Below are 24147 nucleotides of genomic sequence, written 5' to 3'. Positions count from 1 at the left end.
GTTATGCCAAGAGCAGATTGAAGACTGTTAGATAGTCCAGCTATTGCCCTTCTCAACCACGCTGTTCTCGGACGCATAAGAATTGATAATGGTAAAGCTCGACTCGGCGGCAGGCTCTTGCTCAATTTGATTCATTGAAGCTCCCTCATGATGCCCTTCTACACAACCACACTTCTCGCAAACCTTCTTCAGAATATGTACGAGTCGTTCTTGGTTCAGCGGTAAAGGGTTCCCTTTAATCGCCACCGACTTGAGCGCGTCGGCAGACACCTCATCAAACTGGGCTTCACAGACACCAAATTCCAGTAAGCTTGGAAGCTTGAGCGTATCCAACACTTCAGACAACCAAGAAATTGCCTCTTCCTCTGTTGCTTCTACGTTACCTGTCACTATCTGAGAAATTCGCTGATAACGCGCTAGGATGTCACTCCTCTGCTGCTCCTTCGCAGCAGCTATATTCTCTAACATCACAAATGGTGCTAAACGTGCAGTTATCACACTATGAGGAGCCGAGATTTTGCCACCTAGCGCAGAAGCTAAACCATGCGCAGCGCCAAGTTTGGCGTTAGTTATCGCTATTCCCCCTAACATAGAGGAAAACGCGAGATCAGAACGCGCTTGAGGTTCATCGTAGATACACGCCTGAATGACAGAACCACTCAGCTTACGTAAGCCTTCTTCACAGATCATATCAGTCAGTGGGTTCGGTTCACCGCACACATAGGCTTCCATTAGATGGGTAAATGCGTCCATAGCACCTCGCCCCGATAAATACAGATTCGTACCATGAGTTAGGGTTGGGTCAACAATCGCAACGTCAGCCAGCATGTCTGGGTTTCTAAGGCTGATTTTCACTTGGTCTTGCCCTGATTTCAGCACCGCGTTTTTAGTGACTTCTGCACCTGTACTCGCTGTGGTTGGAATCGCAATGAACGGAAGCGGTTTGGTTTTAAGAGGGACATTACGCCCAACGACTTCAACATAGTCATACAAACTACCTTGGTTAGGTAAAACCGCGGCTAACGCTTTGCCCATATCGATGGCGCTACCGCCCCCCATAGCGACAACCATATCTGGCTTAAATCGACGTGCAGAAATAGCAGCCTCCTCAACCATTTTGATATTAGGTTCACCGGATACGGCAATGTGTTGATAACGCATACTCTGTGCATCGAGATAGTCAGTGACTATTGAAGTGCGCTCTAATGTATTGCCAGTCACCAATAGCACGCTGTAACCGTATTGATTAAAGAGAGACAATGAAGCGGAGAGTGCTCCATCACCAAAGATGATCTTTGTAGATGTCATAAATTGAAACATGGTGCCTCCTGCGTCTATGACCGAACAAAACTGCGAACTCTTGGTTTTTAGGAAATTGGTCTCTTGGATTTCACATTTGAAATTCGATTTTCGTATTTACAACACAATCTCGGCACCCCAAATACGAATGCACTAAAACATCATTACTTCAGACTGCTTACAGAATATGGTTCCATACCTAGATAAAGGATGCCTCGTTCTGCGTTTGATTTTTTTGACAAAGTGCAACTTGTCGCACTAAATATCGACTAAAGTTGCAATCTTAGGGGTAATTCACATACTAATATTGAGGGAATTCACGATGACAGTGGCCAGTAAACAAGACTCTAGCCTTTTATGATTAATATTTGCGCTGATAGGCAAAACCTATCGTATTAAGAGGCAATTCCATCTTTATTTCCCCATGCCATTGAGGCATAGTTGGTTTTAAGAAATTTTGAGTGGCATTCATAAAAGAATAGTTAACATAAATGAGTTAACGAGCCTCATCCCGTATTTAGGAGAAATTAAATGTTTGTAGTTATTTTTGGTCGCCCTGCTTGTCCATTCTGTGTTCGCGCAAAAGAGCATGCTGAAACTCTTAAAGCTAAACGCGATGACTTCAACTACCGTTACGTTGACATCCACGCTGAAGGCATCAGCAAAGCTGACCTAGAGAAGACTGTTGGTAAACCTGTAGACACAGTTCCACAAATCTTCATCGACCAAGATCACATTGGCGGCTGCACAGAATTTGAAGCATACGCAAAAGAAAACCTAGGTCTTTTCGACTAAGCTGGAATTTCTCAAACGAAAATCGAGGCTAAAGCCTAAACAGCTGATAGATAAAACAGTTAGACTGTATGATTGATATAAAGCCCGCTCATTGCAGCGGGCTTTTTTATGACAATTTTTCAACCGGAGTAAGATTAAGGTCAATATCGAATAAAATTGAAAATAGCACTTATAATTTATTTATATTTAGATACAATTCATTCCTCAAACTGATCCTGTGTTTCACGCTAATTATTGAGCAATCACTGTGAATATCGACGTTGTCTTGCTGTTAAAACAAAACCCCATCCTTCTCATTTTTGTTGTGTTATCTATTGGCCTCGCCATTGGTAAAATTCGTTTCGGTAGTCTCCAACTAGGAAATTCAATCGGTGTTCTGATTACTTCTCTTATCATGGGACATCTTGGCTTTTCCTTTAACGCCGACGCTCTCACGATTGGTTTCATGCTCTTCATTTACTGTGTAGGTATTGAAGCTGGCCCCAACTTCTTCGGTATATTCTTCAGAGACGGTAAGCATTACCTCATTCTTAGCCTCGTTGTACTTTCTACGGCTATTGCCCTTACTTATTTTTGCAGCGAATATTTAGGTCTTGGTTTCGGACTTTCCGCCGGCATGATGGCGGGAGCACTAACTGCAACACCAATATTAGTTGGTGCGCAAGATGCACTCAATTCAGGTTTAGCTGAAGTGCCAAGAAACATGGACCTGGGTCTGGTTATAGAAAACCTCTCTGTAGGTTACGCGATGGCTTATTTAGTCGGCTTAATCAGTATGATTATGTTTGCCCGCCTTATTCCAAAGCTTCAGAAAGTAAACCTACACGACTCTGCAGAACAAATAGCTCAAGAGCGCGGCCTAGGCACCTCTGGCCAGCGTAAGGTTTACTTACCCATTATCCGAGCTTATCGTGTGGGACCAGAGCTAATTACCTGGACTGATGGCAAGAACCTTCGTGAGCTTGGCATCTATCGCCAAACTGGTTGCTACATCGAGCGGATTCGACGTAATGGTATTCTTGCCCACCCTGATGGCGATGCCATTCTGCAAGAAGGCGATGAAATCGCATTAGTTGGCTTCCCTGACAGCCACGCTCGTCTTGATCCAAGTTTCCGAAACGGCAAAGAGGTTTTTGACCGTAACCTTCTCGATCTACGAATCGTTGAAGAAGAGATCGTCGTTAAAAGCGACAACATCGCGGGTAAGCGTTTATCTGACTTAAACTTATCCGAATACGGCTGTTTCCTTAATCGCGTAGTAAGAGCTCAAATTGAAATGCCGATGGACTTAAACATCGTACTTTCTAAAGGTGATGTACTGCAGGTGAGTGGTGAAAAGAGCCGTGTTCACGGCCTTGCAGAAAAAATTGGTTTCATCTCGATTCACAGCCAAATGGCCGATTTGACGGCTTTCTGTAGCTTCTTCATTCTGGGTATTTTGTTTGGTTTGATCACCATGACATTCGGCCAAGTCTCATTTGGTTTAGGTAATGCAGTTGGTCTTCTTCTATCGGGCATCATGCTTGGCTTCTTACGAGCGAACCACCCTACCTTCGGTTACGTTCCTCAAGGGGCGTTGAATATGGTCAAAGATCTCGGTTTGATGTTCTTTATGGTCGGTATCGGCTTGAGCGCTGGTGGTAAGATATTTGAGCATTTGACCCAAGTGGGTCCGCAAGTTATCGGGATAGCACTTATCGTGAGTGTACTGCCGGTATTCTTCGCTTACCTAGTCGGCGCTTACGCACTGAAGATGAACCGAGCTCTTCTTTTTGGAGCCATCATTGGCGCACGAACTTGTGCTCCGGCGATGGACATAGTGAATGACCACGCTCGTTCAACTATCCCAGCTCTGGGGTACGCGGGTACGTACGCGATAGCCAATATATTGATGACCTTAGCGGGTACCTTTATCATTATCATTAGCTAGTTTATTCAGCGTTATAGATTAGATATTTTAAATGCACTAATTCATCGTTGAGTTAGTGCATTTTTTATTACTTAATCTCTTTTCTCATTCCACACCTCTATACTACTTTCCTCAAACTATAGACAAAAAAAATAGGCGCTCAATGAGCGCCTATTTCGTTTATTTGATTTGTGAATTAGATGTCAGCTACATCAAATTCAACAGCTGTCTCTACATCAGCTTCGTAATCAACACCGTCAACACCGAAACCGAACAACTTCAAGAACTCTTCTTTGTACTCAACGTAGTCAGTCAGTTCTTTTAAGTTTTCAGTTGTGATTTGAGGCCATAGGTTACGACAATGCTCTTGAATGTCATCACGAAGTTCTAGGTCGTCTAGACGTAGACGGTTCACTTCATCAACTTCTGCTGCACTGCCATCTGCTTTGTATAAACGTTGGCTGAACATACGGAAGATCTGTTCCATACAACCTTCGTGAATGCCTTCTTCACGCATCTTCTTGAACACCATAGCGATGTAAAGAGGCATAACAGGAATAGCAGAGCTTGCTTGAGTCACAACTGACTTAAGAACAGCAACGTTCGCAGTACCACCAGTTTGGCCTAGTTTCTCGTTAAGCGCTGACGCTGCACGGTCTAGATCCATCTTAGCTTTACCTAGCGCGCCATCCCAGTAGATTGGCCACGTTAGCTCAGTACCGATGTAGCTGTAAGCAACAGTCTTACAACCGTCAGCTAGAACACCCGCTTCAGAAAGTGCGTTGATCCAAAGTTCCCAATCTTCACCGCCCATTACAGTAACAGTGTCTTTGATCTCTTCTTCAGTAGCAGGCTCAACGCTTGCTTCGATGATCGCATCTTTGTTTGTATCTACCGCTGTAGATGTGTACGTTTCGCCGATAGGTTTAAGAGATGAACGAATCACTTCGCCAGTCTCTGGCATTTTACGCACTGGAGATGCCAGTGAGTACACAACCATATCGATTTGACCTAGATCTTCTTTGATCAGGTCAATTGTTTTCTGTTTAGCTTCGTTAGAGAAAGCATCGCCGTTAAGGCTTTTTGAATACAGGCCTTCTTCTTTAGCTAGCTTATCGAACGCTGCTGAGTTGTAAAAACCAGCTGTGCCCGGCTTTTTCTCAGTACCGGCTTTCTCGAAGAAAACACCGATAGTTGAAGCGCCGCCACCAAATGCAGCCGCAATACGTGAAGACAAGCCGTAGCCACTTGAAGAGCCAACAACGAGTACACGTTTAGGTGCATTTGCGATTGGGCCTTGAGCTTTTGTGTAAGCAATTTGTTCTTTTACATTAGCTTCACAACCGACTGGATGTGTTGTAGTACAGATGAATCCGCGAATTCGAGGTTTGATGATCATATTCAACTTCCTTAAAAAATCAGGTTAAGGATAAGAGTTTCGTGCGCAAATGGCATCTAATTTCTGTAAAAATGTGGTGAAAATGCAAGTGGTTGGAGCACTCAACTGATATTTGCCGACTAAGTCACCATTTGTTAACGCTTCTATTGCGACTTCTACGACAAAAACAAAAAAGGCACCTTATTAGGTGCCTTTTATCATTTCGTTATCTAAGCAACGCTATTTAGCTTAGGTTTTAACTCTTTTCGCGTCAAAGTTTCACTAAAGTCATGACTGAAGTGATCAACTTGAATCGCTGTGTAACGCAGTTTATCAGCAGCAACAATTTGGTCGACTTCTACTTGTGTCAGAACGTCAGCAGCAAGTGCTTGAGCCAGTTTGTCTGCCAACAAGCCTTTACGAGCCACTTTGCCCTCTTTCACTGCTTTGAAGATCTTACGCTCCAGAGGCTTGATGCTGTACATCGCATTGAAAGCATTCTCCATAAGGCCAACACTATCATCCTCTTCCTTGCCGATGTAGCAAAGGTGAGTCAGACGTTCACGGTGTGCGCCCGGAGTCATCAAGCTTTCTGCTAGTTGAACTGTTAGGTTATCACTCGGTTTTTCGAAGTGGTTACCAACAGGGAAAACTAGACCTTTAAGTACTTTACCAACCATCTTGTTCGGGAAGTTACGGTACGCTTCTTGTAGTGATTTAGCCGCATTGTGGAAACAGTGTTGAACCGCGTAGTGTACGTAGTCTAGGTCAGCTTGTTGGCGACCTTCGTCTTCATACTTCTTAAGTGCAGCAGAAGCCATGTATAGGTAACTTAGACCATCACCCAAACGTGCAGAGATAAGCTCTTTACGTTTCAGCTCGCCACCTAGTGTCAGCATTGCGAAATCCGCACTCACTGCAAGCGCACGGCTCAAACGAGTCAAATCTTGGTAGTAAGGCTTAGTTGGGCCGCTCATGTCGGCTTTAATGAACTTAGAGCCAGTCAGTGCTGCACCAAATGCGCCAAACGTGTTTTTAGTTGCGTGTGAGATGTGCTTGAACAACAAGCTATCAAAGTCTTTTGCACCTTGCTTCTCGTCTGGGTTCGCTGCCGCTTCCATTTCGCTCAATACGTATGGGTGACAACGTGTCGCACCTTGACCGAAGATCATCAGGTTACGAGTTAGAATGTTCGCACCTTCTACTGTGATAGCAACTGGAATACCTAGGTAAGGCGCAGCCAAGTAGTTCATTGGGCCATCTTGAATTGCACGACCTGAATGGATATCCATTGAGTCATTCAGAATAGTACGAGCCATCTCTGTCATGTGATATTTGGCGATAGCCGTTACGATACCCGGCTTCTCTTTCATATCCAGTGAAGTGGTTGTCAGTGTACGAGTCGCTTCTAATAGATACGTTAAACCACCAATACGGCCTAAACTCTCTGCAACACCTTCAAATTTACCAATCGACATACCGAACTGCTTACGAACATAAGCATATGCGCCGGTCGTTTTCGCTGTTAGGTGGCCCATCGCCGTACCAAGTGCGGGTAATGAAATACCACGACCTGCAGACAGACATTCCACCAGCATACGCCAGCCTTTACCTGCGTAATCTGCGCCACCGATTAGCCATTCCATAGGAATAAATACATCGTGACCGCGTGTTGGACCATTCATAAACGCAAGACCAAGTGGATCATGGCGCTCACCAATCACAACACCTTCGTGGTCTGCCGGGATAAGCGCACAAGTGATACCGATGTCTTCTTTGTCACCCAGTAGTTTTTCTGGATCGTGCAGTTTGAAAGCCAAACCAAGTACCGTTGCCACTGGTGCTAGCGTAATGTAACGCTTGTTCCAGTTAAGCTTGATGCCTAGTGTCTCTTTACCTTCGTGCATGCCCATACACACAGTGCCGACATCAGGGATACCACCCGCATCAGAACCTGCTTCAGGGCCTGTTAGTGCGAAACAAGGGATATCTGTACCGTCAGCTAGACGTGGAAGCCAGTAGTCTTTTTGATCTTGAGTTCCGTAGTGAGACAGTAGCTCACCAGGGCCAAGAGAGTTTGGAACCATTACCGAAACCGCGGTACTGATACTACGCGTTGCAATCTTAGTTACGATTGTAGAGTTGGCGTGCGCCGAAAATTCACGGCCGCCGTACCCTTTCGCGATAATTAGCGAGAAGAAACGCTCTTTGCGTAAAAAGTTCCATACTTCCTCAGGAAGGTCTCGGTCTTCTTTGACAATTTTGTGGTCATCGAGCATAGCGAGCAAAGTTTCAAGTTCATTGTCCATGAACGATTGCTCTTCTGCTGTCAGCTGAGGTTTTGGGTACTGGTGAAGCTTAGTGAAATCTGGTTTACCAGAAAACAGCTCTCCGTCCCACCACACGCTACCCGCTTCCATCGCTTCTTTCTCGGTGCTAGATAGGGGTGGTAGTACTTTTTTAAAGAGTTTAAAAGCTGGGTCACTTACCCATTTTTGTCTTAGAGAGCTCATAGTTCAGATCCTTTTGTTCACTATATTGTTTGTGAATATTTTGCTTTTTATTGTTTTATTCTTTTGCTGACATGCCAGCGGCCAAATATGGAATAAGAATATCGACCACTGCCTTAGCATCTATCTTTCTGTCATAGTCATTCTCTGCAATTTCTATTAGAGCTTGGCTAGATGCCATGGTGAATACACAAGTCCCTAGGGTGAAGTGCAATCGCCAAAATAACTGTTCTTGAGTGAGGTTGGGATTAGCTTTCATTACTGAGTTGGTAAACAAAGTCAGTACTTCGCTATAACGAGTAGTAATGAACCAACGCAAATGGCCTTGCACATCTGTATAGCCTCGACCGATGAGTAACATAAATCGGCTCGTACCATTTGGCCTTACATCATTGAGTGCCCTTAGTGGCTGTCTTAAAGACTCAAACACGTCACTCATAGAATACGTTTCGTTCAAATTTAAGTTCACTAGTGCATCTTGCAATGCTGGCATAAATGCTTCTAAGTAACGATTGAGTACCGCACGAACCAGAGTCTTCTTATCGCCAAAGTGGTAGTTCACTGAAGCAAGATTGACATTGGCTTTACTCGTAATCGTGCGTAAAGAGGTGTCATTAAAACCGTGCTCAGCAAATAAGCCTTCAGCCACATCTAAGATTTTGTCTTTGGTTGTACTTCTTGGTGCCATTTCAATCACTCGTATTAAACAACTGTTTGAAATATACGCTTAGAACATTTATTTAACAAGCAAGCAACATCACATTTTCACAAATTGGTCGTACCAGTTGTAAGCATTACGTTCTAAGCGATTGAATAGAGACGCGTTTAATTAAAAAGAGAAAATTAATGAATTTTTGGGGAACTGAAATGGTAATCGAGGGTCATAAATTAAGTAGAAAACAGAGTATTTAGATGTTTAACAGGCCGTCAAACTTGTTTCTCACTGTTTTCTTAATTACTGCATTTTCCTTATTAACTCCTATACTTGTATCCGCCCAAACCGCGTTGGTTTGGGCTTTTTTTTATCTAAGATCACGGTGTTTTTTTTTAGGTTAATAGTAGACACAAAAAAGCCCTCGAAACCGGAGGCTTTCATTACATTAAAGTTCAAAGCATTTCACGATCCTACTAGGCAGCATCATTTTTGATTAACTCGGCTAGCACCGAAAGATCATTGCCGAGATCAACCGAAGCTCCCATTTCCGTTGCAATACCTTCAACCACTATGGTTTGAGTATCACTGCCGCCATTGATTGGAATCGATAGTGCGATATCGTCTACATCAACAGACACTTCAATCATGCCAAGCAGCTCGGCCATTTGAGTTTCATCTTGTGGGTCTTCAAGTAGATCATTTAGGTCAATCAGATCACCGGCGCCCTCCGTATAAAGCTCAAAGTCTTTAATGATATCGGTCCCATTGTCGAGCGTAGAGTCTAGCCAAGTGAAGATGTTGTCTCCGCTATCTCCAATCAGCAGATCGTTGCCTGACTCGGCATACAAAGGTTCATTACTCGCTGCACTAATAACGTTATATTGCTGCGGTTCTTCGATATCTATGGTGACCGTCTCTACCGTGCTTTCTGCGCCATTAGAGTCGACCGCGACATAATCAAACTGCGGGTCTTCAGTTACCGCCTCGTTACCTTGGACATAGCGTAACTCCCAACTGCCCCCTGTCGATGACAACTCCATTCCAACGATCGGATTATCTGGTGATGAATAACTAAAATCATAAAGAAGTTGGCTATTTCCGGTGTCTCCGGGGTCTTTCTGATACTGCTCTGTATGCGTTGTACCATCAGCAAAGGTATAGAGTACTTCAACATAAACATTACTATTGGTGTTAAATGAACCACCCAAACCATCTAAACCAAAATCAACGACCCCTAATGGGTTATTCGTAAAATCGAGGACTAAGGTCTCCTGTTTGTTCATACCTCTACCATCGGTATCACCAATACCAAAACCGACATGAGACTGTTCACCTTGATACTGTTTCAAAGGTTTATTATTGTTGTCTTCAATCGTAACCGTAATCGTATTGCCGTTATCTAGGGTAATAAGTCTCTCGGTTGGTGACATCGCGACGCCCCAATTATAGAAACCATCAATGAGCTCTGGCATATCGTCAGAGTCACCACTGAAGCCCATTTCAAACATTTCTCCTGGCCCGGCAACGAAGCTGATATTGTTTGGAACAAACAACACACCGTTGTCGACGTCAGACTGCACAATTTCTCGCGTGATGCCATTTTCATCGGTATACAAAAGGCTGCCGTTGGTTGGCAAACTTTCTATCCGAATATTAAGTGGAACGTCGTCATGATCATCTTCTATATCTGAGATGTAATCTGGCATGCCGCCATCTTCAGAATCGAAGAGGATAGGTATAATCGCGTCCTCATCATTAACGACCGTAAAGCTGGTCGCTTCAGGTGCGTCATTGACACCATTGATTGTTATCTCGATAACATGCTCTACACCATCGATGGCGGTGACGACATATCGCTCAATAACCGTGTCGTCATCGTTCAAGTATTGAACCGCATCGTTATCAACGACATAACTCCATGCCCCTTCAGGAGTAATCGTTAACATTCCTAGTGCAAGTGCATAAGTAGATCCAACAGGGGTAAACACGCCATTAGGTTTAAATGCAGGCATGTCACTGGTGTCGACGTCAGTAACCGTTAAAGTACCAGACACCGAGAGTTCGTTGGTATCTTCATTGACATCGACGTCCTCTGTCACTTCTCCCACGTCAGAGTCACCTTCCCCAACCGTAATCTCAGATGGGTCATCGGCACCGTTGATGGTGATGGTCACTTCACTTGTGGTTCCGTCAATCGCAGTAACCGTGTAAACCTCGTTGACAAACTCATCATCATCGAGATACTGCACATCATCGTTGTCGACGACGTAAGTCCATTCGCCATCGTCGGTAATGGTCAACATACCCAACGCAATATCATTGGTCGAACCTTCAGGATTAAACGTTCCGTTAGGTTGAAAAGCCGCGACATCGTTAGCATCAACATCGGTAATCGTCAGTGTTCCCGTCGCCATCAAGTCGTTACTCTCCGGGTCAACATCGACATCTTCCGTCACCTCACCCATGTCTGAGTCACCTTCTCCGACAGTAATTTCGGATGGATCATCAGCACCATTGATGGTGATAGTTACTTCACTTGTGGTTCCGTCAATCGCAGTCACCGTGTAAACCTCGGTGACAAATTCATCGTCATCGAGATATTGCACATCGTCGTTGTCTACGACGTAAGTCCATTCGCCATCGTCGGTAATGGTCAACATACCCAACGCAGTATCATTGGTCGAACCTTCAGGATTAAACGTTCCGTTAGGTTGAAAAGCCGCCACATCATTAGCATCAACATCGGTAATCGTCAGTGTTCCCGTCGCCATCAAGTCGTTACTCTCCGGGTCAACATCGACATCTTCCGTCACCTCACCCATGTCTGAGTCACCTTCTCCTACGGTAATCTCGGACGGATCATCGGCACCGTTAATAGTAATGGTCACTTCGCTCGTGGTTCCGTCTATTGCAGTAACCGTGTAAACCTCGGTGACAAACTCATCGTCGTCAAGGTATTGCACATCATCGTTGTTGACGACGTAAGTCCATTCACTACCATCGGTAATGGTCAAAAAACCCAGAGCGGTATCATTGGTCGAACCTTCTGGGTTAAACACACCGTTTGGTTCGAAAGCAGCGACGTCGTTATCGTCGACATCGGTGATGGTTAGCGTCCCTGACGTCGCTAAGTTGTTGCTCTCTTGATCAACATCCACATCCTCAGTCACTTCTCCTGTGTCTGAATCACCTTCACCAACGGTTATGCCAGATGGATCATCGGCACCGTTAATAGTGATAGTCACTTCGCTAGTGGTACCGTCACTGGCTGTCACGGTATAAACCTCAGTAACGAATTCATCGTCATCCAAGTACTGAACATCGTCGTTGTTAACTACGTAAGTCCAAGCACCATCAGGGTCGATGCTCAATACGCCTAGCTGTGATTCGTTTGTTGAACCTACGAGGTTAAACTCACCGTCAGCTGAATAGGTAGGAGTGTCGCTGTCTACATCTGTAATTACGATCTGACCAGACGTCACTAATTGATTGGTGATCTCATCTACATCAATGTCCTCAGTCACACTGCCCGAGTCATCGGTAGCGACTGCCGCATCATCAGTACCAATGATGGTGACGGTGATGACTTGTTCGCCACCGTCGGAGGTTTGCACTGTCGTCGTATCTTGAATTTGCTCGCCATCAGCAAGTTCATCAAATGGACTGTTAGCCACGAATGTCCACGAGCCATCCTCATTAACGACAAAAGACCCGAACCCATTTTCGCCTTCCGCATCTTTGGCGATAAAGGTAACGTCCGGATCGTCAATGGTTAAAGCGCCCCCGGTTTCAATAGGCTCATCCTGTTCAAACTCAATAACGTTGGTTTCACCTGAAACAAGCGCAAGAGCAATGATATCGAAAAGAGCAATACTTTGAGTTTCGGACAGCCCTTGAGATTCAAGTCCGTCAGTTTCAAAGTTTGTTGAAGCCAGAGTTTCAGCCCCTGTACGTTCAATCCTACCGCTGTTGGTTAGACTTGAGCCTTGCTCACCTGCTGCGGCATCAAACTCTTCACCCAATTCTGTTGGATCAAACCCTTCTTCAATAGCACGTTGAACTTGAGCGATCGCATCATCAGTGTCTATCACGTTTTGCTGACCTTGGTCATCGACAAACCGTGCAGAAACGTTTGGCACGCTCTCTTCAGTTGTTTCGACAGTGACAATGACGTCGCTAGCAGCTGGTTGCTCGCCCGGAGGCAAACGTCTAACTTGGCCTTGAGCGTCGAGCACTATAACGCCGTTCGCAAGACCTAGTATACTTAGGTTGATATTTCCCATATCCATATTCCCACTTCTGCCCAGAACACACCAAACGCGGATCCAATCCCACTCTGCGCTGTGGCTATTTCCTACAATAAATTTAGTAGTGGCATTATTGATAATCAACTCACTAAAGACATGGAAATGCGATGCTTTTTAAATTAGTCAATGGCAATAGCGACTTACATTCAAAAAAAACCAACAAACTTCGCATTTTTTTGCAAATGTCCTAAGCTTCGTTTAATACCATTCACTCAATTCAACGGTAAACGTAGGTTGGGAAACGGATGAGACATTGAAAGTAGAAGGAGAGCTACTTTGAAATTGTTTAAATTATCCATCATGTGTTGCTTAGTTGCTGCAGCACCACTCGCCGCTCAAACTCTGGAACAGTCTGTGGCTATTACCTTGGCAACGAATCCAGAGATAAAAAGCATCTTCAACGAATATGCGAGCGTGAAAAAACGTAATGATGCCTCAGGAGGAGCGTACAAGCCCAGTATCGACCTTGATGCTGGTATTGGTTACGAAGGCATAAATCCTGCACCAAATAACGGCCCCGATACCGATCTAACAAGAAAGGAAGCGACGATATCCCTCACGCAATTGCTGTGGGATGGTTCCGCGACTCTGTACGACATTGATCGTACCGCCGCAGAAGCCGAGTCGGTTCGTTTACAATTGATTGCAGATGCCGAAGACAAAGCGCTGGAGGTAACACAAATCTATCTAGACGCGGTGAAAGCCACTGAGGTGTTGGCACTGTCAGAAAGTAACCTTTCAATACACAAAAAAATCTATAAAGATATTAAGAAACGAGCTAATTCTGGCATAGGTTCAACAGCGGATGTATCGCAAGTAGAAGCTAGGATTGCAAAAGCTCATGGTAACTTATTGGCTGCACAGAATAATTTAATCGATACACATACCCAATTTAGACGTGTGGTGGGTCAAGAACCCCTAGGTTTAATTTACCCAAGAGCCGATATTTCTAGAATTCCTTTGTCGTTAACAGACGCCATTGTTGATGCCTTAGACAAACACCCCGTGATCAAAATCGCGGCAGCTGATGTTGACGCTGCGCACTTCCAATACAAACAATCGAAAGGCGTGAACTACCCTACCTTCTCCATTGAGGCATCACAGTCATGGCGTGACGATGCAGGTGGCGATGAAGGCTCAAGTCAAGAAACGCTCGCGATGCTGCGAATGAGATATAACTTGTACAACGGCGGAACAGACAGTGCTAATTCTGAAGCTGCTGCTTACCAATTGAACAAAGCAAAAGATTTGAGAGATCGTGCTTATCGCCAAGTGGAAGAAGGCCTTCGCCTTTCATGGAGCGCCTTAGACCTCACGCTGCAACAAAAGAACTTCCTATCTGATCATGTTGATTCAGCTTCGGAAACCGTTATCGCATATGAAAAACAATACCGAATAGGCAAACGTACTCTTCTTGACTTGCTCAACACTGAGAACGAACTATTTGAAGCCCGTAAAGATTATCTAGATGCCCATTACTCTGAGCAGTACGCTAAATACCGAGTGATGAACGCAACAGGTTCTTTATTGAATGCTCTACTGGTTGATATTCCAGAAGAGTGGACAACGGCTATGGAGTATTAATGATGAAAGTAACGTACTTATTACTTCCCGTATTAACGATGACTTTATTTGCCTGTTCTAGCCAACAGGAAGAGGCTTACATCGAGACACCTGAAGCAGAACAGATTGCAGACCTGCAAGACGACGACAACGATGGTGTGGTAAACGCTCGTGATACCTGCCCAGGAACGCCTGAAGCGTCACAAGTCGACAATGACGGCTGTGGTGAAACGATTCGAGCAGAAGAAGTCAGACAGTTAAAAATACTCTTTGCTCATGACTCATTTGAAGTGAACCCAATATTTTCTGATCAAATCAGCACGATGGCTGAATTCCTTGAGACTTACAAAAGTGCGTCGATTGAAATACAAGGTTACGCGAGTAAAGTGGGTTCCAACGAATACAACTTAGATTTATCAAAAAGACGAGCAAACAATGTTCAAGACGAGTTACTGTCGAATGGTATAGAACCAGAGCGCGTGAGAATTGTTGGCTATGGTGAAGAACGCTTAGAAAACGATGGTGACGATCCTACTTCACACGCACTGAATCGTAAGGTAACCGCGACCGTAGTTGGGTTAAGTGAGCAGATCGTTGAAGAGTGGACCATTTTTACCACACTAGAAAAGTAACGTGACATCATCACTGAAAGCGCAAGATGTAAGGTAAATTCGCTTACAAATACAGCTTAGCTTCAAGATCAATAAAGCCGTGATAGGGTTACCCATCACGGCTTTTTGTTCTTTGTCGTCACATGAATCGTAAAGGTGATTCTGTGACTCTTCTTGCTACTCAGAAATTGACTTGTTACTCAGTGAGTAGGCTCCCTCTTAAGCGAACCTACTACCGATTATGCTTTTACCTACCAATTATAGCTTTACTTCTTGATGCTTAGTTTTCGGTAGAGAAATACTTAGCAGGAAGTAACCTAAGATAGCTGCGGTCGTTGAGCCCATCAGGATACCTAATCGAGCAAGCGTATCAAAATCTGCGTTCGTTGGACCAAATGCTAGCGATGAAATAAAGATAGACATCGTAAAGCCAATACCACACAACACAGATACCGCGAAGATGTTCATGAAGTTCACACCTTCAGGAAGCTTAGCGATGCCCGTTTTCACAGCACCCCAGCTGAATAGGAAGATACCCAGAGGCTTACCAACCAATAGACCCATAGCAATACCAAGAGGTAGCATGCCTGTAAGGTTTGAAATTGAGATGCCTTCTAGTGAGATACCTGCGTTTGCAAATGCGAAGATTGGCAAAATTGCAAAAGCGACGTATGGGTGCAGAGCATGTTCTAGATGTTTCAGCGGAGAACGCTCTCCTTTATTGCCTTTCAGTGGGATAGCAAAACCAATGACTACACCAGCCAATGTTGCGTGAACACCTGACTTCAATACTGCGAACCACAGAATTGCACCAACAATAAGGTAAACACTCAGCTTAGTTACATGCTTGTTGTTTAGCATGAACAGCACACCAGTTGCAATGAAGCCAACCGTTAGTGCAAGCGTCGATAGATCACCTGAGTAGAACAGTGCAATGATAACAACAACCCCTAGATCATCGATAATTGCCAACGCTAGTAGGAATACCTTCAAGCTTACCGGTACACGGTTACCAAGAAGAGCCATGATGCCCAATGCGAAAGCGATATCAGTTGCCGCTGGGATAGCCCAACCTTGAAGCGCTTCAGGGTTACTTGAATTGAATAGCACGTAAATAAGTGCAGGAGCTAGCATACCACCCACCGCTGCGATAGCTGGGAAGATTGCTGTCTCTTTAGACTTTAATGCGCCTTCTAACAGTTCGCGCTTAACTTCTAAGCCAATTAGAAGGAAGAAGACAGCCATTAAGCCATCGTTAATCCAGTGTGATACAGACATACCAAGAACATAGCTGTGCAGTACCCCTTGGTACATTTCGTTCAATGGTGAGTTTGCTACAAACATTGCGATCGCCGCAGCGATGACTAGTATGATGCCGCCAGCAGATTCCAATTTAAAGAAGTCACGGATGACGTCGGTCATGATTTCGCCCTTATATTTATTATTTAAATAAACGAATAACAAAGAATAACCACGAGTTTATATCCAAGCTCTATCGATAGATAATCACTTCTTCGGATGTTTAACTTCGGTTTTTCCTACAAATACTAAACAATACGTCGTATATTCCATAATATTGTTATGCACCATGAATTAAGTATAGATGAGTTCACCAAGGCTGTATGCACAAATAATTCGAGGGTTGTCGGAATATCAAACATAAAAAAAGGCTATCAAATGATAGCCTTAGGTGTTTTTTAGTAGCCAGTTAACTGCATAAAGCCTGTTGCTTCATGGCTTCCGCTCGCCATAATTGGCCCTTCCCAATAGGGTATGACAAAAGGCAGCCACATATCCCTACGTTTGATACGCGTAGTGAGATTGATATCGTGTTGTGGCACGTTAATAATCCATTGGAGCGGCATTCTTCTGCCATTCATTAGCGTCGTATTCTGTAATGGCTTGATAGAAATGTCGGAGTCCGTTAGCTGATACACTTTGCCAGAACGAGTTGCTAATGTTCCAAAAACATAAGGCAATTGTTGATTGTGGCGATAGCGGTTAATGCTCAGTGCAGTACCGTCATCGAGATTAAACACGAACCAATCCCAGCCTTGCTGACCGAATCCGAGTAAACCACTGCCCCACTCTTTATGCACCCACGCAGTACCTTCGACTTCTTTCGTTACACCGTCGAGATTCAAAACCCCACTCAAAGATAAAAACGGAGCGCTGAAGTTATAAGACGCGACAGGCAATAAGTCGTGCTTTTTCTGATAGCCGTTATCGCCGTTGAGCACGTATGGCCCTTTCGCAATAGTGTCGAGTTCAAGGCCAAACGTATCGGTTTGTACTTGAAGGCGACCTGGAAACGGTGTGTTACCCAGAGCACGCCAGTTCCAGTTATCAATCCAAATTCTAAATGGATGACTGGTCATACCCGCCTGTCCAATGCCGCCACGCGCCAAACGCTGCTCTTTCCAAACCTTAGATTCAGATGAAATCACAACATTTGAAATATAAGCCTGTGGGCTTTGCCACCCCCGAGTTTCTCTCTCGTCAGTTGCTATACGAAAGAAGCTCCACTGTACCGAGTACTTTTTCCCATCATCCCCTTTTAGAGACGCAAAATAATGCCACCACTCATGCTGGAATTCTGGGTGGAACTGGAAATCACGAGGCAACGAAACGCCTCGGTCTGGCAATACAGGTTCAAACACATTGAAGTGCTCACTGACAAGTACTGAATTAACCTCATTCTCGCCCTTATCGCCAACATCGACAAAATAGGAATAGTAAGCCCAGACACCTAAAATAGTGCCAAAGAAACCAATCAGTAATAGAGCAGAAACAAATCGGTGTCTGAGTTTTTTTGAGCCATTTCGTTGAAGCATATTAAAGCGCATCCCTCAGTGATTTCATCGGTGTGTTCCGAATCATTCTCATCACTGGCAATGCACCAGCTAACATTAATGCTGCCATAGCCCACGCAAATGTCTGCAAATAGTCCCAAGGAATCACTTGTAATTCGAGTGACCACCCAAAAGACTGCTTAATGACAATATCGACGATCAAGCTGGCTAACGCCAATCCGAGCGGGATAGCAATCAAGGAAGAAATAAGTCCGAACACAAACAACTGCAAGCTGCCTGTAAAAATCAGCTCTTTTGCCGAGACCCCTAAGCAACGTTGCAATGAAATATGCCTTTGTCGAGACACTTCACCCGCAACCGTCGCGAAAAAGATGCCGAAGACCGCGATGACCAAAGTGATGTTACCCAATGTATCAGCTATCGCGAATGTTCTATCAAACACTCTCATCGCCTGACTGTGAATATTGTTATTATCAAAAATACGCTCAGATCCAAGCCTGAATACGCTTTCCAATCGACTTCGAAGTCCTACGGAATTGACATCATCTTTGAGTATGACGCCTAGACCGATATTTCCGCGTCCAGCAAACCCAGATAGCCAGTTTCGATGTGACATCATGACTTGATGGTAAGGGTTGCCATAATCGTAATAAACACCAACAACCTGCCAACCAGAGCCAAGACTGTCATAAAGGTCTATATAGTCGCCTGGGCGAATCCCTAACTTGAGAGACATCGATTCACTGATCAACACACCTTTCGAATGATGCAGGTGGTACCAGTAATTCGGAATACCTAACTTGATCGTCAGCGCTTCTAATTCGCCTTCAGAAGGACCAGTACTGACCACCTGGGTACTTCCGACAGGGGAAGCGACATCTTTCTCCCAACGCCACCAAACTGAATCGACTTCAGGCTGTTCTGACAGCCAATTACTCATACGTGCAGCGGCGTTGTTGGTTGGGTAAATGTAAAGGTCTGCAGCCAAACGCTGTGTTAGCCATTTATCGGTGGTATCCCTAAAGCTACCCACCATGGTTTCTACACCAATATTCGCTGTTAACGCTAGCATGAACGCCATTGTCGCCACACCACGATAACTCATGCTTGAAGCGGCATCCGCAAAGAACCAGCGAGCACGAACCCAACGCAGTGAATAAGACAAACTGTTGAACAGCTTCCACATCAAGAAAGGCGTAAACAAAGCCACACTGACGAGCATCAGGGCAATAATCGCAAAACCAGATTCTTGCGTTTGTGGGGCTTGATACACAGCGACAGCTGCAACCAAGAAACCACAACCAATCAATGCTTGCCAAGTAAACTCAGTGCCAGCAAAACGCATCAAAGATAAACGAGATGACAAACGAATCGGTTGCGACCTCAGCAAACGAACCAATGGCCATGCACACGCTAGGAATGCACCAAGCAACGCCATTAATAAGCTATAACCACTCCAACGCCAACTCCAGCTAAGGGTTAAGCCCACATTCGCATCGTAAAGATCACCTAAACTCGAAGAAACGGCAGGTAACAGTTGGTTTGCCAACATGACACCGAATACATTGCCGCAGATCCAGCTCAGTAAAACCAATAACAATAACTCTAAGCAAAGCGCTTTAGTCAGTTGCCAACCAGACACACCTGTTTGTCTCAAGATTCCGACGAGTGGTTGTCGCTGAATGAAAGACAGCGACATCGCTTGGTAGAAAATAAACAAGCCAACGACAAACGACAGCATGCCCATCGCTTTTAGATTTAAGTGAAAAGCGCTAGTCAATGACTCAAGCTCAGCTTTAGAGCTGCGAGAGATTGTCAAACCATTGGGCAACATGTTTTTAAGACGTTCAAACTTCTCAGGAGACATGTCTGAACACGCAATCACGGAAAGCCCTGCACTGCGTTTAAGCATTCGGAGCAAAGATATATCCGCAATCAACCTTGTACCATTAATCAGGTTATTTTGGTCAACTACCACAGGACCTAGCTCTGAACCATCCATCAGTGGAATGTAGTCCCCATCCTTCCATTCCATATGTTCAGCAAGATCATCACTCACTAGGATCGGATATGGTGGTTTCATGAGATCTAACGTGGTGAGTTCTTTTAGGGCAGCACCAGGCTGAAGCTGAAGCATAGAAACAGGGTCTATGCCAATAAGCATAAAGTTTGCACCATTTTCATCAGTGATACTATGGTGGTCAAAAGGAGAACACTGCTGAAAGCCTTCACGACGAAGCTGAATGTAAAAACCTTGCGGGATTTTATTCGCGTTATGTTTTGGTCGAATACGGTAAGGAAGAGGATTCGAAAAGAGTTTTTCGCCATGCGTATAACTTTGCTTGGCGTGTTGGTTGATAGCGGTAACACCAACCAAAAGTGATACGCCTAGGGTTAAACCAAGCCATACCAAGATAATCTGAAGTGGGTAACGTCGATAGTGACCAAGTAGCGCTTTAACTACGGGCCATAACATGCAGTTGCCCTCCTTGTAGGCGAATTCTGCCATCCATATGCAATGCAACTTTCTCACTGTGTGTCACCAGCAATAATGTACATTCTAATTGGCGGGCCAAAGAGGTCAGCAAACGCATCACCGCTTCCGCATTGCGCTCATCAAGGCTTCCCGTTGGTTCATCGGCCAACAAAATTTTCGGTTCCATATACAAGGCACGAGCAATCGCAGCACGTTGTTGCTGGCCACCAGACGCTTCTTCAGGGTAACGACCAAGCAAAGGCATCAGGTCTAAAGCAGAAAGAATCTGTCTCCAGAGCCCCTTATCTTCAGGTAAACCTTTTAACTGGCGGCAAAAACGGATGTTGTCGGCAATGTTAAGCGTTGGTAGCAAGTTGAATTGCTGGAAGATATGACCGATGTTGTTTCTACGATAAGCGGTGCGGTCACGCTCGGTCGAGTCGTGCATATCGAAGTGAGGGAAAGCGATTTCACCTGAATCGGCGAGGTCTAAACCCGCGATAAGATTCAGCAAAGTACTCTTACCAGAGCCACTTTCTCCCATTAATGCCAGCTGATCACCTTGGTTTAATGTTAATTCAGCACCTTGCAAAACAGGGTGAAACTCCCCCCCATCGACATAGCCTTTACACAGGTCTGACAGCTTTAACATTAAACAGCTCACATTAGTTAGAATTTGGAATGAGAATCTACACTAATTCCCTGTTAGGAGGAAGTATTTTGAAAGATAGATCACACACCAACGATAAAGTGATGGGGTTGATGCGCTCTACTTCAATTTCCTATCAAGTTTTTAATCCATTTTCTTGTTTTCATGCGATAGAGCGACCCACCCCACTTAAGTACTTCTTCAGTGAGGAAAAGTAGATATATCCACTCAGGTGGAAACTTCAGATAGATAGCAGCAATCGCGGCGAGCGGAATACCGATCACCCATTGGGCAATCAGGTCTTGATAAAGGCAGAACTTCACATCACCGCCCGCTCTCAACACACCAACAATGACAGTCAGCGGTACCGATCGGATAACAATACCCACGCTTAAAATTAGAATGAACTTTTCTGAGAGGGCTCTGGTTTCTTCCGTCAGTGCACTAAAAGCATTCAGTATTGGCGTTTGTACGAAGTAAAGAAAAATCGCGACCACGATACTGGTCAAGAAACACAAAATCGTTAAGCCTAACGCTTGGTAATAAACCGCTTCATTATTCTTTGCGCCAAGTTGATTACCCACCAGAACGGCTGCCGCATTCGAAAGGCCAATCAGTAAACTCAGTGAGATAGATTCAACCGGCGTCATCACTGACAGTGCTGCCAGTCCTTGAACGCCCGATTGCCCCATGATCGCGTGGTAAGCAAATAAGCCACCTGCCCACGCCAAAAAGTTAAACGTCGTCGGCAGCGATAACTTTAAGAAGCGAACCACTTTTTCAATCGAAGCTGCTGCTTTTATATCGCATAACTTGAAAGCCAAGAGATGCTTTGAACAATAAAGATAGCCAAACAAGGTCGCCACTTCGATTGCACCACTCAACACTGTCGCAATCGCTGCGCCTTTGATTCCAAGTGCAGGAAAGCCTAAGTTACCGAAGATCAGCACCCAGTTTAAGAACACGTTAGACAGGATACCGATACCGCTGAAGAAGGTGCTTAGCCCGGGTTTGTGCATCGCTCTCAAACCTACAGCCATACTGCTAACGCACGATACAGCTAGCATGCTAAGCGAGGTGATAACAATATATTCAACACCAAGGTTGATCACTTCTTGGGAGTCAGTCGTCACACCCATGATTTGTGCGGGAAATGAAACGAAGAAAACAATAGTTAGTAATGCAAACAGTGTTGAAACCAGCCAAGTCAACGCCGCACTTTCTCTGACGCCTTGCTTGTTACCTGCTCCCCAATATTGCGCAGTCAATAACGCACCACCCGTGGTGACACCCACCAGCATAATGGTCGTGACAAACATTGCACGGCTCGCAACCCCCACTGCCGCAATGTCTGCTTCCCCAAGCTGACCTAACATCAACACATCGACTAAGCCTCGGCTTGAAAACATAATGCTCTGCAAAGCAATAGGCAAAGCAATCGCAATAAGCCTACGAACAAAATCACCTCGAGTGTGATGAATAATTGAAGAGAGCAACATAGAGATACCTAAACGGAACGTATTGATGAATAAAGATAAATATCGCGCTATTATATCAATGTTCGGTTTTTAACCACAGATATAAATGGAGTAACAATGAAGAAAGTACTGGTTTTAGGCGCTTCTGGATATGTTGGTTCGCAGCTCCTCCCTCTCCTGCTTGAGCAAGGCTATCAAGTCACAGCTGCAGCAAGGCATATCGACTATTTAAAAGCACGAACAGAGCCTCACGACAACTTGTCACTTGAATACCTTGATCTCGCAGATCAAGCTGCGACACAAGCGCTCGTCCCTGACTTTGACCTTATTTTCTTTCTTGTACATGGAATGGCTGAAGGCCATGATTTCATTGATTACGAACTCAACTTGGCTCGTAACTTTGTTTCGGCTCTTGGGCCAAAAAACCAACACGTCATCTACCTCAGTTCGCTTCAGCCACAAACGGGTGATTCAGAGCATCTTCAAGCGAGAAAACAAACCGGACAACTGCTTCGTAAAGGACCAGTACCGGTGACCGAACTTCAAGCAGGCGTGATCATTGGCCCCGGCTCTGCGGCGTTCGAGATCATGCGAGACTTCGTGTACAACTTGCCTATTATGATTGCGCCAAAATGGGTCGACTCTAAAGCCAACCCTATTGCCTTGCAGAACCTGAACCACTATCTACTAAAACTCGCACAAGACACGCCTAGCGAAAGCCAAACTTTCGAGGTTGGCGGGCCAGATATTGTCTCTTATCGAAATCAATTTGCTCACATTGCCAAAACAGCCGATCGTCCACTCAGGCTGTGGGCGACATCGCTACTCACACCGCAAATTGCGTCTTATTGGCTAGGCGTGGTGACTTCTGTTCCGTCCAACATAGGCAGAGCGCTTCTCGCGGGCTTAAAGCATGACTTTATTGCCAGTTCGACCATCATTAGAGAAAAGTACCCTCAGAAACTTATCTCATTCGACAGCATGGTTGAGCAAGCGATTCATTCTGAAGGCAACTTCGTAAAAAGTAATGTTTGGGGCTTTGACAAAACCGCCTTCAAGCGCTGGCAAGCTGGGTATGGCTATTACCCGAAGAAAACAGGGGCAAGTATCACCTCAAGCGCATCCTTAGATTCCCTCTGGCACGTTGCTCAGCAAATAGGAAGTCCGAAGCAAGGTTACTTCTTTGCTAATGCTCTATGGCGCACACGCGAATGGTTAGATCTTCTCTTTGGCGGTGGTGTGCCGGTTAGACAAATGCCTGAAGGACCGACCCTAAAAGTCGGTGATAAAATCGATTCGTGGAAAGTCATTCGTTGTGAAGAAAACCAGTTTTTATCTCTGCTTTTCGGCATGAAAGGCCCGGGGTTGGGGCGACTCGAGATTACCGTCTCTGACCACGGTGATTCACGTGAACTAAACATCTCGGCTTGGTGGCATCCAAAAGGCTTTTTAGGCTTACTGTATTGGTTCGCGATGATGCCAGCTCACCTGTTTATCTTTAAAGGCATGGTGAAGGCGATTGAGAAGCAGGCTAAAGAGCAGATGAAGGATTAAAGCAGATTCGAGATCCGGCAACGAGATACGAAGAAATTAAGAGCTATAGATGAGACTCCCTCCACAGCTTCTTGCTAGAAAAAGACCGCCATTTAGGCCAACACCTATCATTTAAGGTGTTTAGATCGCACAGTGTAGCGAGTCTTACTA

At 44.9% G+C, this 24147-nt stretch carries 15 protein-coding genes; 5 read left to right on the top strand and 10 right to left on the bottom strand.

The genetic code is table 11. The features are described from left to right. Nucleotides 1-27: 27 nt before the first annotated feature. Complete coding sequence (locus AB6E08_RS11865) at nucleotides 28-1320, bottom strand: iron-containing alcohol dehydrogenase (protein WP_017101463.1); 1293 nt, start codon at nucleotides 1318-1320, stop codon at nucleotides 28-30. Nucleotides 1321-1830: 510 nt separating this feature from the next. Here AB6E08_RS11865 and AB6E08_RS11860 point away from each other — a divergent pair. Beyond that, on the top strand, nucleotides 1831-2094 hold the full coding sequence (locus AB6E08_RS11860; protein ID WP_009847069.1) for a GrxA family glutaredoxin: 264 nt from the start codon (nucleotides 1831-1833) through the stop codon (nucleotides 2092-2094). A gap of 247 nt (nucleotides 2095-2341) precedes the next feature. Then, nucleotides 2342-4024 (top strand): aspartate:alanine antiporter, encoded by a 1683-nt coding sequence (locus AB6E08_RS11855; RefSeq protein WP_012604238.1) that lies wholly within the window; start codon nucleotides 2342-2344, stop codon nucleotides 4022-4024. Nucleotides 4025-4199: 175 nt separating this feature from the next. On the opposite strand, the gene fabV is transcribed toward AB6E08_RS11855, so the two are convergent. The 4 genes from fabV to AB6E08_RS11835 form a co-directional block, all read right to left on the bottom strand. Continuing rightward, nucleotides 4200-5402 (bottom strand): enoyl-ACP reductase FabV, encoded by a 1203-nt coding sequence (gene fabV, locus AB6E08_RS11850; protein ID WP_009847071.1) that lies wholly within the window; start codon nucleotides 5400-5402, stop codon nucleotides 4200-4202. A 209-nt stretch (nucleotides 5403-5611) separates the two neighbouring features. Continuing rightward, nucleotides 5612-7894, bottom strand: coding sequence for an acyl-CoA dehydrogenase (locus AB6E08_RS11845; protein WP_017101462.1), 2283 nt, complete (start codon nucleotides 7892-7894; stop codon nucleotides 5612-5614). Between the two features lie 55 nt (nucleotides 7895-7949). Then, entirely contained in the window at nucleotides 7950-8579 is a 630-nt protein-coding gene (locus tag AB6E08_RS11840; protein ID WP_009847073.1) for a TetR/AcrR family transcriptional regulator, read from the bottom strand. Nucleotides 8580-9019: 440 nt separating this feature from the next. Beyond that, nucleotides 9020-12829 (bottom strand): VCBS domain-containing protein, encoded by a 3810-nt coding sequence (locus AB6E08_RS11835; RefSeq protein ID WP_372066400.1) that lies wholly within the window; start codon nucleotides 12827-12829, stop codon nucleotides 9020-9022. Between the two features lie 300 nt (nucleotides 12830-13129). On the opposite strand from AB6E08_RS11835, the gene AB6E08_RS11830 reads away from it, so the two are divergent. Then, a complete protein-coding gene (locus AB6E08_RS11830) occupies nucleotides 13130-14437 on the top strand; it encodes a TolC family outer membrane protein (RefSeq protein WP_017079061.1) in 1308 nt (435 codons plus the stop codon). Beyond that, nucleotides 14437-15048: an OmpA family protein gene (locus AB6E08_RS11825; RefSeq protein WP_372066403.1), complete on the top strand. Its 612-nt coding sequence runs from the start codon at nucleotides 14437-14439 to the stop codon at nucleotides 15046-15048. The genes AB6E08_RS11830 and AB6E08_RS11825 overlap by 1 nt, the downstream gene beginning before the upstream one ends. 237 nt (nucleotides 15049-15285) lie before the next feature. Here AB6E08_RS11825 and nhaA read toward each other — a convergent pair whose 3' ends face one another. The 5 genes from nhaA to AB6E08_RS11800 all read right to left on the bottom strand — a co-directional run bounded on the left by nhaA (nucleotide 15286) and on the right by AB6E08_RS11800 (nucleotide 22464). Beyond that, nucleotides 15286-16449: a Na+/H+ antiporter NhaA gene (gene nhaA, locus AB6E08_RS11820; RefSeq protein ID WP_029222855.1), complete on the bottom strand. Its 1164-nt coding sequence runs from the start codon at nucleotides 16447-16449 to the stop codon at nucleotides 15286-15288. Between the two features lie 275 nt (nucleotides 16450-16724). Beyond that, a complete protein-coding gene (locus AB6E08_RS11815) occupies nucleotides 16725-17873 on the bottom strand; it encodes a lipocalin-like domain-containing protein (RefSeq protein ID WP_372066404.1) in 1149 nt (382 codons plus the stop codon). Beyond that, on the bottom strand, nucleotides 17863-20316 hold the full coding sequence (locus AB6E08_RS11810; RefSeq protein ID WP_372066407.1) for an ABC transporter permease: 2454 nt from the start codon (nucleotides 20314-20316) through the stop codon (nucleotides 17863-17865). Before AB6E08_RS11810 ends, AB6E08_RS11815 begins: the two co-directional genes overlap by 11 nt. Next, the gene (locus AB6E08_RS11805; RefSeq protein WP_009847080.1) at nucleotides 20297-20968 is read right to left on the bottom strand and encodes an ABC transporter ATP-binding protein; all 672 of its coding nucleotides are present in this window, start codon (nucleotides 20966-20968) and stop codon (nucleotides 20297-20299) included. The genes AB6E08_RS11810 and AB6E08_RS11805 overlap by 20 nt, the downstream gene beginning before the upstream one ends. Nucleotides 20969-21090: 122 nt before the next feature. Then, a complete protein-coding gene (locus tag AB6E08_RS11800) occupies nucleotides 21091-22464 on the bottom strand; it encodes an MATE family efflux transporter (protein ID WP_372066411.1) in 1374 nt (457 codons plus the stop codon). A 96-nt stretch (nucleotides 22465-22560) separates the two neighbouring features. On the opposite strand from AB6E08_RS11800, the gene AB6E08_RS11795 reads away from it, so the two are divergent. Further along, nucleotides 22561-23997 (top strand): DUF2867 domain-containing protein, encoded by a 1437-nt coding sequence (locus AB6E08_RS11795; protein WP_371708214.1) that lies wholly within the window; start codon nucleotides 22561-22563, stop codon nucleotides 23995-23997. Nucleotides 23998-24147: the final 150 nt, after the last annotated feature.

The organism is Vibrio sp. 10N.247.310.24 (assembly GCF_041467175.1).
In the GTDB taxonomy this organism is placed as follows: Bacteria; Pseudomonadota; Gammaproteobacteria; order Enterobacterales; family Vibrionaceae; genus Vibrio; species Vibrio tasmaniensis_A.
This window is presented reverse-complemented; position numbering and strand designations above follow the sequence as displayed.

What these genes read in the sequence shown, in the direction of transcription:
- AB6E08_RS11815 (WP_372066404.1), bottom strand. Translation starts at nt 17,873, where the DNA reads ATGCGCTTTAATATGCTTCAACGAAATGGCTCAAAAAAACTCAGACAC.
- AB6E08_RS11860 (WP_009847069.1), top strand. Translation starts at nt 1,831, where the DNA reads ATGTTTGTAGTTATTTTTGGTCGCCCTGCTTGTCCATTCTGTGTTCGC.
- AB6E08_RS11800 (WP_372066411.1), bottom strand. Translation starts at nt 22,464, where the DNA reads ATGTTGCTCTCTTCAATTATTCATCACACTCGAGGTGATTTTGTTCGT.
- AB6E08_RS11840 (WP_009847073.1), bottom strand. Translation starts at nt 8,579, where the DNA reads ATGGCACCAAGAAGTACAACCAAAGACAAAATCTTAGATGTGGCTGAA.
- fabV (WP_009847071.1), bottom strand. Translation starts at nt 5,402, where the DNA reads ATGATCATCAAACCTCGAATTCGCGGATTCATCTGTACTACAACACAT.
- AB6E08_RS11845 (WP_017101462.1), bottom strand. Translation starts at nt 7,894, where the DNA reads ATGAGCTCTCTAAGACAAAAATGGGTAAGTGACCCAGCTTTTAAACTC.
- AB6E08_RS11805 (WP_009847080.1), bottom strand. Translation starts at nt 20,968, where the DNA reads ATGTTAAAGCTGTCAGACCTGTGTAAAGGCTATGTCGATGGGGGGGAG.
- AB6E08_RS11865 (WP_017101463.1), bottom strand. Translation starts at nt 1,320, where the DNA reads ATGTTTCAATTTATGACATCTACAAAGATCATCTTTGGTGATGGAGCA.
- AB6E08_RS11795 (WP_371708214.1), top strand. Translation starts at nt 22,561, where the DNA reads ATGAAGAAAGTACTGGTTTTAGGCGCTTCTGGATATGTTGGTTCGCAG.
- AB6E08_RS11835 (WP_372066400.1), bottom strand. Translation starts at nt 12,829, where the DNA reads ATGGGAAATATCAACCTAAGTATACTAGGTCTTGCGAACGGCGTTATA.
- AB6E08_RS11825 (WP_372066403.1), top strand. Translation starts at nt 14,437, where the DNA reads ATGATGAAAGTAACGTACTTATTACTTCCCGTATTAACGATGACTTTA.
- AB6E08_RS11810 (WP_372066407.1), bottom strand. Translation starts at nt 20,316, where the DNA reads ATGTTATGGCCCGTAGTTAAAGCGCTACTTGGTCACTATCGACGTTAC.
- nhaA (WP_029222855.1), bottom strand. Translation starts at nt 16,449, where the DNA reads ATGACCGACGTCATCCGTGACTTCTTTAAATTGGAATCTGCTGGCGGC.